The sequence below is a fragment of the Aquimarina sp. AU58 genome, assembly GCF_900312745.1.
GTDB lineage: Bacteria > Bacteroidota > Bacteroidia > Flavobacteriales > Flavobacteriaceae > Aquimarina > Aquimarina spinulae.
This window is the reverse complement of the sequence record NZ_OMPD01000014.1, coordinates 155,797-172,575: the sequence shown is the minus strand read 5'-3', so window position 1 is coordinate 172,575 and position 16,779 is coordinate 155,797. Positions and strand designations below refer to the sequence as shown.

Genomic DNA, 16,779 nt, shown 5'->3' with positions numbered 1-16,779 from the left:
TTCATCCTGAGGTATTACCTCACTTCTTTATAGGTGTTAACCTATTATTTTACCGTTAAACACCTCTTACATTTTAAATGTTAAAATCCAACTTTTATAGTTACTAACTTTTAAATATAACATCATGAAAAAATTATTTCTTTTAACCTTTATTTTCTTGAGTTCTACTCTGGCATGGTCCCAGATTTCGCAAGAAGAAGCCTACAAAATCCTAGTAGAAAAACAAATTATTCCCGAAGGACGAAACCAATGGGTATATGGATTACAAAAACCAATTCCTCCTAATTACGAAATCAGAAGTTTTAATAAAACCATAGTATCTTCGAAATTTGAGTCTTGGTTGTTTTTTATTGATGAGGACCCTTATGCAAACTGGGAGCATCCTGCAAAATATATATTCTTTGATATTCGATCAGGTGAGTTTGAAACCAAAAGAGCAACTACACCTCCTGATATAATTCATGAGATGAAGATTTTTAAAAAATATATCGAAACCAGAGAGCGTTTTTTAGATTTTGCAAAAACAAATACTATAGCTTGTGGAACATCCAGTAATAAATATGCCGTTATTATTAGTGGAGGATGGAATCAAGGAAATAATCATATTCGGTATTGGAATGATTGCTCTTTTGTATACAGTACTTTAATCAACAAGTATGGATATGACGAAGCAAATATTTATACCTTAATGTCTGACGGAACCAATGCTGCGGTTGATATTTCTAACGGAACCAATTCTAATCCTGATTTAGATGGTGATGGGGACAATGATATTCAGTTTTCTGCAACAACCGCTAATATCACTTCTGTTTTTAATACGCTTTCAGGAATCCTAAATGAAGATGATGAATTATTCATTTTTACTACAGACCATGGCGGTGTAGATGGTTCTGGAACATCGGCATGGGATACACTATTATATTTATGGGGAGAAACAATTACAGATGATCAATTTGCAATTGAGGTAAATAAGGTCAATGCCGGGAAAATCTCTATCGTTATGGAACAATGTAATAGTGGTGGATTTATTGACGATCTATCTGGCCCAAATCGGGTAATTGCAACTGCAGCAAAACATAATGAATTGTCATGGGCAGGCCCTACTATCAATACCGATGAATTTGTTTATTATTGGACTTCGGCAATGAATGAAGCATTACCTTCTGGTACTATAGTGAATCCCGATACAAATTCTGATGGCGTAATTAGTAAACGTGAAGCATTTGATTATGCAGAAGCTAATGATACTAAACCTGAGACGCCACAATTTGATGAAACACCGATCAACCTAGGAGATCAACTCACATTAAATGGAACTGGCGATCTTTATATCAAAGACAATCGTGCTCCATATCATAGTGTAACCGATTCTGGTGTTGAACCTAATACTTTTAGTGGGCCTATGTGGACAAGTAGAGATATTTGGGTAAGACAAGATGTGGATGGAGGTACAACTCATGAAAACCCAGAGTACAAGACAACAAGTCCTAATGGAGTATATGTACGGGTTAAAAACAGAGGATGTGCTCCAATTTCTGATGGCAAATTAAGGGTATATTTTTCTAAAGCTTCCACGGGATTATCCTGGCCAACACATTGGTCCAATTATTATGATTTTACACCCAGTGGTTCCTATGTATTGCATGGAGATGAAATTACCAGCATACCTTTAAATATCCCTACACTCAATCCTGGAGATGAAACCATTATTGAAATTCCTTGGTATCCCCCCAATCCAAATGATTTCGATTACGACATACATCATTTTTGTCTAATTGCCAGGGTAGAGTCTCAGATAGATCCTATAGGTCTAGAAACAGCTTCAGTTAACAGTAATACCAAAAATAATAATAATATCGCCTGGAAAAACATCTCTGTTTATGATGTAAATCCTTCTAATAATATTAACTATACAAATGTCTATATCAGAAATATTTTTAGGGAAAAAGAAGATGTTATTGACTTGTATTTTATGGATGGAAATTATGGTACTTCAACCGAAAATCCTTTCCTGAGAAATGGAACCGTAATTGCGACCATGGATCCAGAACTATTCGAAAGATGGCAAAAAGAAGGAGAAGGAATTAAAATTATTGACAAAAACACTGTACAGATTTATGATTCTAAAGCAGTTATGAAAGGAATCTATCTAAAACCAGGAGAATCTTTTTCTATGCAGATGCAATTTAAGTTAAATGATAACAAACCTTTTAGAAGACCTTTTATATTTGATGTAGTTCAAAAAAATGAAAGAGGAATTATAGGAGGAGAACGTTTTGATATCGTATATCAGGATAAAAAGAAAAATCCAAGACAAGATATAATTACTGATAATATTTCATTATCTATATTTCCTAACCCATCAAATAAATTCTTAAACATTAGCTTTACAGCAACAAAATCAAATACTGATGTTTCTGTTTCAATACGAGATTTTGAAGGGAACGTACTCATTTCGAATCATAAAAATCTTTATGATAAAGGAAATCACGTAAAACAAGTAAACATAGAATCTCTCAAAAAAGGAATTTACTTTTTGAGACTTACTATAGATGGAAAAACTACTGTGAAGAAGATCTTTAAAAGATAATTTACATCTAATTATCTACTGTTGGCTTAGAAAAAAGACTAAACTCTAAGCTAAAAATTATTAAGGCAATCCCGCTCTAGAGTGGGATTGCATTTATATTCATAATATTTTGAATCTCTTTTTAGCTTTTAAAAATTAAGTTAAAAAAGAAATCGCTCAAACAAGATTTCCCTTGTAGAGCGATTCCCAACTAAATAACCAACCAAAAAGTTAATATTGTTTAAGTGCTACCTTACTTTTATTTTGAAAGCTTTATAAAATCAGCTTTTTTTATTCTTTTCTTTTCATTCTGAGTTGGTTTTCCTTTCTCAGAACTCTTAAATTGTATATGTCCTCTACCTACAAACTGGTACACTGTTTCTGAGATAGGATGAAACAATTCTATTTTACTATCATTTATAACGGACAACTCAAAGAATTCATTGCCCAGATAATCGTAATCAAGTGTTAAAGTTTTCCTATCAAAAATGTTAACGATATCATTAACCTCATAATGACCCGTATAATCATAAAAGATATCATCAATATGAATTCCATTTTCATCTCGAGAGCTTTTAAAATTTTCTCCAGATCCAAAATATGAGAATTTCAAATAGTTTTCGTTATCAAACTCATTCAATACCCCAAACTCACTGGTAAAGACTTTTTCCCAGGTTTCATACTCCTGCAGGAAATAATGAATATTATCATAAAATACCTGATCATAATCAAAATTACTACGTTGGTATCCAACCAAGAAGTAGCTGGTATTCGTTACCCTATCATACACTTCTATCTGATTATCTGACAATTGAGTAATTATTAATTCATATGTACCATCAATATCATGACTAATACCCAAATCCATTCTAAAAGTATCATAGAAACCAACATCTAATCCATAGCCGTCTCCATTACTTCCCATACCCACTAGATTATTATTGGCATAAAATGTTCCGTTTCGGAAAGAAACTGTAAACGCTTTTTGTAAAAACGGAATCTCACCATTACCCTTTGTGCGTTCGATATCTACATACCAGATCTCATAGGTATTCAATAATTCGTTTAAAGTAATTCTTGGTTCTTCTACATAAACGTCTTCTTCGATAACAACCTCTGCTACACAAGAAGTTAATAGTATTGAACCTAAAAAAATAACCGAAAGTAATTTTAGCGTTTTCATATGCTGTGTATTTTCAATTTCATTAATTGAGAACCAAAACACGTGCCAAAATTATAATAAACTGATTATCAAGTATTTATTTTGAATTGTATTTTTCCTATTTTTGAACCCACAATATTATTTATGGAAAAAAATCTAAAATTTGCAGTACTGGGAGGTGGTAGTTGGGCAACTGCCATTGTAAAAATGCTTACAGAAAACCTAAATGAAGTCGGATGGTATATGCGAAGTACTTATGCTTTAGAGCATCTTAAAAAACAACAACATAATCCTAATTATTTAAGTTCGGTCGAATTTAAAGTTGAACAACTTAAACTCACTAATGATATAAACGAAGCTGTTGCCTATGCAGACTACTTGATTTTTGTTATCCCATCTGCTTTTCTACATAGCGAACTTAATAAACTTACTATATCCTTAAAAGACAAGATTATTTTTTCGGCTATAAAAGGTATCGTTCCAGAGACAGGGCTTATTGTAGGAGAGCATTTTCATGACGAGTATAACATTCCTTTTAATAATATCGGGGTGATTACCGGGCCATGTCATGCAGAAGAGGTTGCGCTAGAACGATTATCATATCTTACTATTGCTTCTAATGATGAAGAAAAAGCCAAAATAATGGCAAATCATTTAAGTAGTGATTATATTAAATGTAAAATCAGCGATGACATTATCGGTACCGAATATGCTGCAGTACTCAAGAACATCTATTCTGTAGCTGCAGGTATTGCGCATGGTCTTGGATATGGTGACAATTTTCAAAGTGTTCTTATGAGTAATGCCATTCGTGAAATGAAACGTTTTATTAAAAAAGTACATAAAATGAAACGTAACATTAATGATTCTGCCTATTTGGGTGATTTATTGGTTACCGGGTATTCTATTTTCTCTCGTAATCGAATGTTTGGTAATATGATCGGTAAAGGGTACACGGTAAAAAGCGCTCAGATGGAAATGAGTATGATTGCAGAAGGATATTATGCTGCAAAGACCGCGTATGAACTCGACGCTACAAAAGCTGCTAGAACGCCTATTATTGATGCTGTACATGCTGTATTATACGAAAATAAAAATCCGAAAAAAGTATTTAAGAAACTAACAGATAAGCTAGACTAATTATTCTTATCTTCATGCCTCTGATTATTTATACATCTTATGAAGAAGCTTATCGAAACGTTTTATACCGGATTAAGCAATCTCGATGCAGAAACTATGATATCATGTTATCATGATGATGTGGTTTTTGAAGATCCTGGTTTTGGAAAACTAAAAGGCAATCGTGCAAAGGGTATGTGGCGTATGCTATGTAAAAATGCAAGAAATTTTAGAGTAGAGTTTTCACAAGTTGAAGCCAATGATCAAAATGGATCAGCACATTGGGAGGCCTGGTACTCTTTCAGTAAAACAGGACGATCAGTTCATAATAAAATCGATGCTCAATTCGAATTTAAAGATGGTAAAATCATAAAACACACAGATGATTTTAACTTGCATAGATGGGCTTCTCAAGCTATTGGATGGAAAGGCGCTTTGCTTGGTGGAACCGGTTTTTTTAAGAAAAAGCTAATCCTGAAAACCAATAAAATGCTCGATAAATTTATGGCCTCTTGATTTTGATACCTTAACCTAATATGAACACATTACAAATCACACAACCCATTGTATCGGTAAACTGGCTTTCTAAGTATTTAGATCATCCAGATTTGGTGATTCTGGATGCTACAATTAAAAAAGTAACTTCTCAAGACAAGCCAAAAAAATCGAACCTAAAGATTAAAGGAGCTCGGTTTTTTGATATTAAAAATGTTTTTTCTGATACAACTATCGATATTCCTAATATGCTTCCTTCTGCAGAAGCTTTCTCAGAAGCTTGTAAAACACTTGGTATTAGTTCTCATCATACCATAGTGATCTATGATACATTAGGGATCTACTCTAGTCCAAGAGCAAGATGGATGTTTACAACCATGGGGCATCAAAACGTTGCCATATTAGATGGTGGTTTCCCGGCATGGCAAAAAGCTGAGCAACCTTGCGAAACTGAGGATACCAGCCCACAAGAATACAACCATGGAAATTTTAAAGCCAATTACACTCCCCAATTAGTTACCAATGCTAAAACGGTACGTATAGAAATGAATTCTGAAAGTTCTCTAATACTGGATGCCCGTTCTCCCGGTAGATTTACTGCATCAGAGCCCGAACCCAGAGAAAGCCTTAAAGGGGGGCATATTCCAAATTCAATGAATTTGCATTATACAGAAGTACTTGATGATGGTAAAATGCGATCTACGACAGAATTGCAAAAAATTCTACAGTATTTTAATATTGAAGACAAAAAACTGATCTTTACATGTGGATCCGGCATTACTGCATGTATTATTATGCTTGCCGCAGAGTTGGCAGGATATCATAATGTATCTGTATATGATGGATCATGGAGTGAATGGGGGCAGTTGGATGGAGCTCCTATTCAATGTTAAATACAAATAAAATATCTGCTTAATTATATTATATGAATTGTTTTTTTCGATTGATTTTTTGCATCGCTTTGTTATCGGCTAATTGTTATGCTCAAAAAGCTCCAAAATTTAGCTTACAAGATTTTTATACCTATACTTCTGAATTAGAATATACAGTAGATTCTATTTTTAATACATTAAGCGATCGACAAAAGGTCGCCCAAATGATTATCACTTCTGGTGGAGAAATAGGCAAACCCACAGCAACAGTTCGTAAATTGGCTATGCAAAATGCTATTGGAGGTGTAGTTTATTTAAAAGGACATAAACATAAACATACCGAAGATATCAACGCACTTAATACTATTACTGCAAAAAATAAGACCATCCCACTTCTGTTTAGCATGGATGCCGAACCTAGTTTATTCTCTAGTAGAATTAAAGGAGCCCGTAAAGTAGGTAAAACTATTGATATCAAAAATGAAGCGCAATCAGACTCTGTAGTTAATATTATCAATCAGGAACTTAGAGATATTGGTGTACACCACAACTATGCTCCTGTACTGGATGTAAGTTCTAGTAATGAAGCTATTAAATCCAGAAGTTATGGAAATAATAAAGAAGATGTAGTTCGCCTCGCGAATCAATTTATAAAATGTTCTCAAGAAAGTGGGATCATAGCAACAGCAAAACATTTTCCCGGTCATGGTCTTGTAAAAGGAGATACCCACAAACAAAGTGTATACATAGATGGCCCTTTACAGGAAGTAGATAATTATAAAAAAATTATCGAAGATGGTGTGCTCTCTATCATGGTTGCCCACATCACTATTAAAAACAATGAGGAGTATAACACCGATGGATTACCTTCTAGTTGTTCACGAAAAATTGTTACTGGGCTATTAAAAGAAAAAATGGGTTTTAGAGGTATTATTATATCTGATGCACTTAATATCATGAAGGCAGTTACGATTTTAGACAATGCTCCCCTACTCGCTTCTAAAGCTGGTTGTGACCTGATCCTAATGCCACAAAACGAAATAAAAACAATAAATGCTATCTTGGCCGAAATGAAAACCGATCCAGCCTATAAAAAACAGGTAATGCAATCGGTAAAGAAAATCTTACGATTAAAAGTATGCGCCGGGGTTATTAAATAGTTGGTGATTTATAGTGAATAGAAAGTATACTCCCAATCATTACTGATCAGCAAATCATATACTTTGGGATATTTATTAGTGAACATTAAACAAAAAACAATGAATCCCATATTTATTCTTCGCCTTGCAGTAGCAATTATTCTTTTAACACATAGTATACCGGGTATGTTCGACAATGGTATTAACAATTTTGGTAATTTGTTTTTAAATCAGATTGGGTTTTCTCCTTTTGGGGTATACATAGCCTGGACTATCAAATTATCACATGTTGTATGTGCTATCCTTTTTATATTGAATAAATATCTCAAATGGGCTTCATTAGTAACTATTCTAATACTCACCACAGGTATTTTTTTAGTTCATCTCAAAGAAGGTTGGTATGTCGTAGGAGATGGAAGAAACGGAATAGAATATAATTTTTTGCTAATTTGTGTACTGGTAACTATAATGTATCCCAATGGGATCCGGAAAAGCAAAAATTCACAACTATGATTATGAAATTGTAGTAAACAAATTATACAAATAAACATCTTCTTTTATTAACTGTGTCAATCAAAGAACTACTAAATACGACCGAACATCGACCCTGGAAAATCCCAAATAAAAACTGGAAATTCTATCAGGAATGGAATAATGCAATATTTATTCATTGGCAGGTCGAATTATCAGAATTACAAAAATTTGTTCCAAAAGAGCTAGAAATCGATCTTTTTGAAGGCAAACCCTGGGTTTCTTTGGTAGCTTTTACAATGGAAAAAATTCGACCTAAAAACCTACCGGCATTTCCTCCGATCTCTAATTTTGATGAAATTAATATTAGAACATACGTTAAGTCTAATTCAAAAACGGGAGTTTATTTTCTAAGTATAGAAGGAGGAACAAGTTTATCCTGTAAAATTGCTAAGGCAATTTCTCAATTGCCATATCGGTATTCAAAAATAAAACGAGGCAAACACCAATATCTATCCATAAATCCAAAGTTTAAAGATCAACTAGACATACAATTTTCTATTAAAGAAGAAATTACAGATAAAAGTCCTCTCGATATATGGCTTACAGAAAGGTATGCTTTGTTTCAAGATACAGAGAAGTCGATTAATGAGTTTGAAATCCATCACCTGGAGTGGCCAATACAAAAAATTGAGGTTACTAACCTAAAGGTAAACTACGCAAGATTTGATAAACTAATCAAGGGTAAGCCCGATAAAATTCAATATTCAAAAGGGGTAAACGTAATTGCCTGGGGGAAGCATAAAAAAGAAAGGATCGCACTATCATAAATACTAGTTTTTACACACCATTACTATGAGAAACGTTTTACTGTTGATAGGAATGTTAGTCATTCCCTTTATAGGAGTTTCTCAGAATACCGATGAGCAAATCCTAAAAATCAGGGAAGAATTTCAACGTATTAATTCAAACCATCAACTCGAAAAGATTGACGTATACAACGAGGAGTTCATGGAGTATACAACAAATGGTGGCGGTCAACTTACTGGATATTTTGAAAATGGCCAACTGGTAAAATATGTTGAATCGATTGGGGTCTCTTATGGGTCTATTGTAATAGAATATTACCTAAAAGAAGGTAAACTGTTTTTTGCTTATGAACAAGAAAATAAGTTTAAAAGTGTTTACGATTCATCTGGTGAATGGATGTCTTTTGATACCTCTTTGCCACCAGAAACCATATTCGAAGGTCGCTACTATTTTAATCACTCCAAACTCATAAAAGAACTTAAAAAAGGAGAGCGTTTGTTTAACCGAATTTTTAAACAAACAAAATTTTTAGAACATGCACATGTATTGAGCAAAGTATTAAGAAAAAATAGATAAAAACATAGCATTCTAGCATACTAGTATTCTCCTAAATTATCTACTATGTAATTTGTACTCCATTTAGTATTATATCCAACCAAAGTAGATTAAAACTGCTTTTGATGCTGTTCTAAAATGGAACCAATTATATCCAACTATTTTTAAGGTAAAACCAGAAAGGTTTACACAAAAAACCCTAAATTTAAGGTATTAAAGTAAGCAAGGTAAAAAACAATAACCTTGCAAAACTTAGCAATTATCAATATTAACCAACAGCAAAATTATGGAAACACGCACACAAAGAACCCTATTGTTACTCATACCGTAAGTACACAATTCTCAATTTCACGATAACGAATTCTAATCGACATCAAAGCTATTTTACGATTCTTAAGTCTCATTAGCTCTGTAATCCAAAAGTTCAGACACCTTATTTGAACAAGAGGAAATATATTGATGTTATTACAAATGATGGCGCACAGCGTATACATAAAAGAGAGCTTAAATTTCTTTAACCAAGTTTAAAGAACAAAATAGACTTCGCAATAACAAAAAAACACTTCACTACCGCCAGGAGCTATTAATCACAAGGAGAAAATGTGACCCGAACACTCCATAACAAAGTAGGGCAAAAACTAAAACTCACACAAAATGAAAAAACTATTTATTTTAAGTCTGTTGTTCACTATCCTCGTTGGATGCTCTGAAGAGGATTATCTGGTAGAAAACGAAAGTTTATCACAAAGCGATTCTGTACTCAAAACCTTGAAGAGTTGGGGGTTTTCTGATGATCAAATCGAAGATAAAGGAACCTATTATTTGGTAGATGGAGATATGGTTTTTTATAAAAACAAAAAATACCATGCTCCTAAAAAATCCAGCACCAAACAAAGAGAACATCCCAATACTGTGACGATTAACAATATTAATGTGTTTATAAATCCCAATATGAACTTAAATTGGAGAAATGCTTCGATAAGCGCAATTGGCCGTTGGAATGCTGCTAGCTCAGGTTTATTCCTCAACATAACTGCTACGGCAGCCAATGCCCATATCCAGATTATGTATGACTCACAAGATCCTAGTATGAATTTAGCTTCCAATGTTTTTGGAAGAGGAACATTTCCTACAACCAACGGTTTACCAGGAGTAAGGATCTGGGTTAATCCAGATTTTAATGCGTGTAGTGGGGCCATTACACAGAATATGAGAATTTCTAATGTACAACATGAACTGGGGCATAATTTAGGCATTATGCACACCAATCAAACTTCTGCAAGCCTTATCCCAGGTACACCAAACACAGATGCGCAATCTGTAATGAATGGCGGTAAAGCATGCTCAATCGACAATTTTAGCGCCGGGGATTTTTTGGCAATAAGGCACTTATTTCCTCCGTTCACTATAGCTGGTTCATCGCTAATATGTAACACTTCTACAGTGACTTATAATGCGAGTATTTCTACTATTCCTATAAACTGGACAACCTCATCGAATCTTCAAATCGTATCCTCGACAAATACCAGTATTACGGTAAGACCTGCAAATAGTGCATATAATGGATCAGGATTTATTCAAGCCGCTTTACCGTCACATACGGTACGTAGAAATATTTGGATAGGAGAAGCTGTCGTAGATATGATCGAATTCGAAAATGGTATAGGTGAGAGTGGCTATTTTTGTTCTAGTCACACAGGTAATACCTATAGCATTTTCCCAAGATTATCAGGTACAACACATCAAATAAGGTTACGCAGGTATCCTAATCTATCTATTGTATACAGCCCATCAACTAATTACTCGGGAGATTCTGGAACCTTACATTATACTCCAACTCCCGGTTGGTATCTTTTTGAGGTAAAAAGAACTAACCCTTGTGGTACTACAGAATGGTTTGGCACCGAAGTCGAGTTTGTAGACTGTTCAAATGGCGGCGGTGGCGGTGAGGAATTTTAATTTCTCAATACCCCTAACTCATTTATAGAAACCTTAGCTATTGTAGCATACGTTTTTATAATAAAAATTCCCTGGAGGCATGACCATACTTCCAGGGAATTAATCTAATTATTTAATCATTATTGTTTTACAAAAAGTGGTTTCATTAGGGTAATTTGGCATTTCTACCATAAGACATACTTTATAAGTACCAGCAGCAAGCTGCTTTTTATCTATGAACAAGAAAATAAGTTTAAAAGCGTTTAATCTGGTAAATAGGTGTTGTGACACCCCTTTGATGCCAGAAACCATATTTTAAAGGCTGCTTACTATTTTAATAACCAGATTCATAAGAGAACTTAACAAAGGAAAGCGTATGTTTAACGTTATTTTTGAATCCTCAAAAATTTCAGAACATATATAATGATTACCGTAATACTAAAATAAACACAAACATAGCACCCTATTATAACAAAAAACAAGTCATCTTTTAAAACAGAACTCATGAAAAATAGCCGTACAATTCAATTTGTTACCCTCTTTGTGTTTTTAGCAACACTTTTAAGCTCATGTACTAGTGCCACCAAAAAACCCATTGATCATAAAGCTGTTCAAGAACAAAACGAATTACTTTTTACAAAAACATTACAAACACACCTTACCGCGATAGAGCACAGAAATCTTGACTCCTTAAAATCAACACTATCTCCAACAGGAGAAATGCAACTTATTTTACCGGGTTTAAAAATTAAAAATACAGCAGATGAGTTTGTTGCTTTGCATCAGGAATGGTTTAAAGACACTACCTGGACTATGGAGACAAAAATAGTAAATGTAAAAGTGGGAGATAAAATCGGGATGGCCGTTACCGAGGCTATGTATAGAGAACCCAATAGAAATGGTAGTCCTTATTTTAATCATATGATGGTTAGTTATGATTTAGAAAAAATAGATGACAAATGGTATGTGATCAAGGATCACGCATCATCAATAGAAAAGACCAAACCAAAGGCTACTACAACAGAATAAATAGTACTATAAAAATAGATTGTTTTCCTCAATTATATAGTTTTCTAAATGGAGTCTTTGTACGCATTACGCATATCATTTCTTATATAAAATTATCTGATGGAACGGATTTACAATCCCTGCTTTTAAAAAGTTTATAAATAAACTTAAACCAATTTTACCATAGCGAGATTATTAATAATTAACTATAAAAAAACAGTCACATTATTAAGTGATTGTTTTGATATTTTGGTATGTTTCACAGATTGTAAATCCGCGCTATCTGGATCCTTATCATTTATAAATTCTTATCCTTCAAGCTTTGACGCCACTAGCGAAACGCTAGTGGGAGCGATCAATTACACGCTAGGAGCAGCGGGGGCAAATCCGCGCTATCATATCCGAGTGATCGGGAGTGGAGAACCTACTTTTTTTTCATAAAGAGAAAATTATCATCTATAATTTCCCCTGAATAATGATCTCCAAAAACACTTTTGTTATCAATCACGTTCTTGCGAAGTGTACCTTTGCCTCCATCAAAAATCAAAAATGATTTTTTAAAATAAGGAGGAGAGTCATAATAAAATGTAATATACTCTTCTTCAAAAAATAATTTATTGCAAATACTTGTTAAATCATTATTTCTAAGAAATTGTTCTAGATTATTAATACTAAGAAATTCATCGTTTTTATATAGACATATATCTTCTTGATTAGATAAAAAATTACTTCCTTTTATTAAGGTTTTTTTCTTTTCAAACAAACCTTCCTTTTCTATGTATGAAATTATATTATAGTACTGATTTATATCATCTTTTAATGATTCAGAATTTAATTTTGCTCCTAATCCACAAGATAATAAGGAACTTGTTAAAAATATTAATAAGGTTGACCTAATGTATTCCTGCATCTTTTAAAAATTGTATTACAAAATTAGTAGTTTTATTATTCTTGTCCTGTGCTGCTTGAGCATGAACATCTTTCTCTCTTTTCTTTTTGGACAACATCCTTTTTAAGAAACCAAAACCATTTTTTAATGCTTTTCCTCTAGAAGTTCCTCCTAACCCTGTAACACTATCCCCTTCTAATTGAGCTTCGTCATAAATTATATTTCCAATTTTTCCTGCTTTTTGTAATTTTTGAAGTCTTTTATAAAGTTTTGACTTTTTTGAAACAGGCGAGCCACCCAAGATAAGGTTATCTATTTTAAAATCATCTCCTAATCCATACTTTGAAGGATCTCTAAAAATATCAACTACAGCTTGTGAGGTTGTTACTGATCCTTGACTAAAACCTACAACATTCATTTGTTCACCTTTCTCTAATGGATTGTCTAATAAATTTTGAGCAATTCCACTAGCTACATCATGTATTCTAGTTCCTTCCTTAATACCTCTACTTCTTGTTGGTTTCTGTGAGTTAAACAAAACGTGGATCATATCTCCCATTAGACCATGAGAGCCATCTACTGTTTGACTTGTTGTATTATACTGAGCTGTATAAACTGATAAAGCTTTGGTTATATTATCTGCATAGTTTTGAGAGCCATCTCCACTCTTAGATCCGTCATAGCCTAAACCTGGTACAAAAATTATTCTTTTACCATCAGGATCAATTGCTATTATAGGTGTATTTGCTACATAATTATATGGTGATAATTCATAATATTTATCAGCTAAAGGATCAATATTCATCCATTTTCCTAATGCAACATCATAATTACGAGCTCCATAATCCATCCATCTTAAACCTAACTCGCTATTCTCTTCTTTTCCGTTGTATCCATAATTATGTTCTCTACCATTTACAGCTGATCTAGGGTCATTTCCACCGTATTTCTGTTGCAGCCCAAAAGGATAATAATTCTTCTCCTGTATGATCTCATACTCTTCTACACGATTATCATTGTCTAAATCTTCTCCTACACCTTCTAAGTCTATTTTACCATCATTGTCGCGGTCTGAGTAGGATAACCTAATATTTCCTAAATGGTCTTTAAACTGGTATACATACTTATACCCATCGGCTTCATGCTCTACGATTCCTTCTGGATGGTTAAAGAATTCTAGCGTACCATTCTTATACACATAATTACCAGCATATTCTGTTGTCGATGAACTTCCCTCTGTGGTAACCTTTTTTAGTTTTACCCCAGTGGCATCATAAATATAAGTAATATTTCCGGTATGAGAAGCATTATTTACAGCTACTGTTTTAGGCAAGTTTAAATGATTATAAGTAATCCCTGTAATTCCCTTGTTTTGATCCTGGGTCATATTTCCATTGGCATCATACGCAAAATCATCATTGGTATTGCTACCATCTTTAAAACCAAAAGTCGTATTACCGGTATCGGTCACTCTTAAGAGTTTGTTACCACTATCATAGGTATATGCTAGGATATCCATATCTCCAAAAGAAGTAGCAGCTGCATCAAGGTTTCCTTTTCGGTTTAAGGATAGGATATTTCCTGTTTTATTGTAGGTAACACCACTTAGGTTATAGTTACCATCACTACTGATTCCTTCGGTAATTCGGTTTAAAGCATCATAACTGTATTTGTAATATCGCTCTACATTATCATTGGCAGTTTTCCATGCTGTTTCAGAGATATTACCATTAAACAGTGCAGTAGCCCCATATTGTGAGGTATTGTAATTGATGGTAAAATCAAACAGATCATTATCATCATAACTATCCTGATTGATGTTTTTTAACCATCCTCGTACATTGTATTTATAATGTACATCTTGCAATCCTCCTCCAACTTCTTTAGAGATTAATTGTCCTAACTTATCATAGGTATTGGATACGATTAATTCTCCCGGGAATTCCTCGTTCTGGATCTTAGCAAAGAAAGAAGTACTAGCCGTAGCTGCAAAATGAAATCCATTAGACAAGGTAATGGTATTACCTGCTACAGTCGTTGTGGTTTGGGTGATCGGTTGTGATAAGGTTACTGCTGGTGTAACCCCGGTATTACCGGTGCAATTTACCCCAGAAGCATCTTCTATACATTGTCTTTGGGTGAGCATCCTACCCATATGATCATAGGTAAAGGTATCTATGGTTATAATAGGTGCGTTACTATCTTTAGTGTGAGTACTTTTGGTTTGTTCTACCTTACCTACAAAATCCAATTGGGTTGCTACGATATCGGTAGTGTTTAGATATTCGTTCTTACTAGCTATATAAATAGGTCTTGATTTTTTATCATACCAGGTAACGGTAGTGATCCAATCATAGGTATCAAGTACTCGTACTTTGCTTCCTGTAGGTAGTGTCTTGGTTTGATCGGTAATAGCTTCGTTATATACCGTACCAGGATTGGTTAACTCTGCGAGATCAAACCCATAATTATCATAGTAATTAATGGTGTATAACTCCAGATTTGTGGTTGGGAATGCCGTATTGCTGTAATAGATGGTAGTACCATCGATCTGGGCTGCAACATCCCGTTGTTCCCATAGTGTAGATTCTGTACTCACAGCTTGTTGTATGGTTTTTCTATCGCGGTTATCGGTGAATTTACCGGTATAGGTAACTCTGCCAAAAACATCATATTTGGTAAAGAGCCAGGCATTATCTGCTTTTAGGTTGGCATCCTGAGTTAGAATCGGTTGATCTAGTTTGTTATAGATAATATACTCCTTGTCTTTACCAGGGATTTTCTTTTCAATAAGGCGATTTCTGTGATCGTACTTGTATTGATAACACAATTCGGCAAGCTCATTGTCCGATACACCGTCATTTGTAGTTACTTTTGGTGGGATTACATAGGTTAAATTCCCAAATCGATCATATACATAATAGGTGTCATGCGCCTCGACTACGCTCGGTACCCCAACATTGGCATAGGTTCTTTTTAACACCACCCTACCTTGTTTATCTTTATATTCTCTAGTGGTGTGATTGTTACCTTCTGCCGGAGTCCAGTTTTCATCTTTTGTAATGGTGATGTATAACTGATTTGCAGCGTAAAAACCATCTTTTGTTAAGGTAGGAGCTTCGGTATCATCTGGATTGGCAAAAGTTACTTTAAAATAGACTACTTCATTCGCTGTATTAGCATCCCAATCAAATTTAATAGTATGATCTGTATCGCTACCTCGATCTGCTTTCCAGGCTGCTCCTGGAGCTCCCTGTTCTAGCACTCTATTGAGAGGAGAAGCCTCAAACACACTTTCTGAATAGGCATTCACCTCTCCCAGATTAGCATTTGTAATCCCGGGAAAATCATCAGCATAGTTGTCTTTGTAATATTGATTGATATCGGTATTAACATTGATAGCCTTATAACTCCCAATCGTATTACTTGCTTCAAAAGGAAGGTATTGTTTATCCTGTCTACCATAATCATCATAAGCCATATGGGTAACGATATCCTTACCATCTGGTGAGGCTTTGATCGCTCGTTGTTGTATAGGCCTACCCAGTCCATCAAAATAAGTAACACTCTCTATCGATCTGTTGATATCATTAATGTTAGTACAGTTTACGTTCTCTAACTCGGCAATAGTCATTGCGGTTTGAGGAACCGTAGTATGCACATAGTTCTTATCTGATAATACAACCTGGGCCTGAAGATTCAATCCCATTAGTATCAATAGTATATATATAATTTGTTTTTTCATCTTATTA

General features: G+C 34.1%; 13 protein-coding genes. 10 read left to right on the top strand and 3 right to left on the bottom strand.

Going from position 1 to position 16,779, the window contains the following annotated elements:
* Positions 1 to 124 precede the first annotated feature (124 nt).
* Positions 125 to 2,590 carry a T9SS type A sorting domain-containing protein gene (locus DK441_RS12480; protein WP_109851021.1) on the top strand — a complete coding sequence of 822 codons (2,466 nt, stop codon included), beginning with the start codon at positions 125 to 127 and terminating at the stop codon, positions 2,588 to 2,590.
* Positions 2,591 to 2,828: 238 nt separating this feature from the next.
* Here DK441_RS12480 and DK441_RS12475 read toward each other — a convergent pair whose 3' ends face one another.
* A complete protein-coding gene (locus DK441_RS12475; protein ID WP_109851020.1) occupies positions 2,829 to 3,752 on the bottom strand; it encodes a nicotinic acid mononucleotide adenyltransferase in 924 nt (307 codons plus the stop codon).
* 123 nt (positions 3,753 to 3,875) lie between these two features.
* Between DK441_RS12475 and DK441_RS12470 the strand changes: the two genes are divergently transcribed.
* The 9 genes from DK441_RS12470 (at position 3,876) to DK441_RS12425 (ending at position 12,159) form a co-directional block, all read left to right on the top strand.
* On the top strand, positions 3,876 to 4,871 hold the full coding sequence (locus DK441_RS12470) for an NAD(P)H-dependent glycerol-3-phosphate dehydrogenase (RefSeq protein ID WP_109851019.1): 996 nt from the start codon (positions 3,876 to 3,878) through the stop codon (positions 4,869 to 4,871).
* A 39-nt stretch (positions 4,872 to 4,910) separates the two neighbouring features.
* Positions 4,911 to 5,366, top strand: coding sequence for a nuclear transport factor 2 family protein (locus tag DK441_RS12465; protein WP_109851018.1), 456 nt, complete (start codon positions 4,911 to 4,913; stop codon positions 5,364 to 5,366).
* 20 nt (positions 5,367 to 5,386) lie between these two features.
* Positions 5,387 to 6,238, top strand: coding sequence for a sulfurtransferase (locus DK441_RS12460; RefSeq protein WP_235015759.1), 852 nt, complete (start codon positions 5,387 to 5,389; stop codon positions 6,236 to 6,238).
* Between the two features lie 32 nt (positions 6,239 to 6,270).
* Entirely contained in the window at positions 6,271 to 7,377 is a 1,107-nt protein-coding gene (locus DK441_RS12455; protein ID WP_109851017.1) for a glycoside hydrolase family 3 N-terminal domain-containing protein, read from the top strand.
* Between the two features lie 99 nt (positions 7,378 to 7,476).
* Positions 7,477 to 7,869, top strand: coding sequence for a DoxX family membrane protein (locus DK441_RS12450; protein WP_109851016.1), 393 nt, complete (start codon positions 7,477 to 7,479; stop codon positions 7,867 to 7,869).
* A gap of 53 nt (positions 7,870 to 7,922) precedes the next feature.
* A complete protein-coding gene (locus DK441_RS12445) occupies positions 7,923 to 8,657 on the top strand; it encodes a YqjF family protein (protein WP_109851015.1) in 735 nt (244 codons plus the stop codon).
* A 25-nt stretch (positions 8,658 to 8,682) separates the two neighbouring features.
* The gene (locus DK441_RS12440; protein ID WP_109851014.1) at positions 8,683 to 9,213 is read left to right on the top strand and encodes a hypothetical protein; all 531 of its coding nucleotides are present in this window, start codon (positions 8,683 to 8,685) and stop codon (positions 9,211 to 9,213) included.
* A gap of 633 nt (positions 9,214 to 9,846) precedes the next feature.
* Positions 9,847 to 11,151, top strand: a complete 1,305-nt coding sequence (locus tag DK441_RS12435; RefSeq protein ID WP_109851013.1) for a hypothetical protein — start codon at positions 9,847 to 9,849, stop codon at positions 11,149 to 11,151.
* 483 nt (positions 11,152 to 11,634) lie between these two features.
* Complete coding sequence (locus DK441_RS12425) at positions 11,635 to 12,159, top strand: nuclear transport factor 2 family protein (RefSeq protein WP_109851011.1); 525 nt, start codon at positions 11,635 to 11,637, stop codon at positions 12,157 to 12,159.
* 403 nt (positions 12,160 to 12,562) lie between these two features.
* Here DK441_RS12425 and DK441_RS12420 read toward each other — a convergent pair whose 3' ends face one another.
* Both DK441_RS12420 and DK441_RS12415 read right to left on the bottom strand, forming a co-directional pair.
* Positions 12,563 to 13,048 (bottom strand): hypothetical protein, encoded by a 486-nt coding sequence (locus DK441_RS12420; protein WP_109851010.1) that lies wholly within the window; start codon positions 13,046 to 13,048, stop codon positions 12,563 to 12,565.
* Positions 13,032 to 16,772, bottom strand: a complete 3,741-nt coding sequence (locus DK441_RS12415; protein ID WP_109851009.1) for a DUF6443 domain-containing protein — start codon at positions 16,770 to 16,772, stop codon at positions 13,032 to 13,034. The genes DK441_RS12420 and DK441_RS12415 overlap by 17 nt, the downstream gene beginning before the upstream one ends.
* Between the last annotated feature and the right edge of the window lie 7 nt (positions 16,773 to 16,779).